The sequence below is a fragment of the Mesorhizobium sp. M8A.F.Ca.ET.208.01.1.1 genome (assembly GCF_004791315.1).
GTDB lineage: Bacteria > Pseudomonadota > Alphaproteobacteria > Rhizobiales > Rhizobiaceae > Mesorhizobium.
Map to the genome: position 1 here is coordinate 1 of NZ_SRUT01000383.1, position 287 is coordinate 287.

Sequence of the window (287 nt, forward strand, 5' to 3'; positions counted from 1 at the left end):
GCTCGAAACAACAATTAGAGCGGTTCGGACCTGAACTGCTCTCATGACAACGAGGAATGCCCATCCATGAACATCGCCCAGAACATCGCGGCCGGTCTCGACCGGATCCTCACCATGGAAGTCGTGCGCGTGACCGAACGCGCGGCTGTGGCGGCCGCCAGGCTGCGTGGGCGCGGCGATGAGAAGGCCGCCGACCAGGTGGCGGTCGACGCGATGCGCCAGGAGCTCAATCGCCTCGCCATCAAAGGCACGGTTGTGATCGGGGAGGGCGAGCGCGACGAGGCGCC

Annotated in this window: 1 protein-coding gene; it reads left to right on the forward strand. The window is 65.5% G+C overall.

Annotated features, from left to right (window positions below):
• Positions 1-66: 66 nt before the first annotated feature.
• Positions 67-287, forward strand: a 221-nt coding sequence (locus tag EN851_RS35765; RefSeq protein ID WP_135931141.1) for a fructose-bisphosphatase class II, incomplete at its 3' end; no start/stop codon positions are given.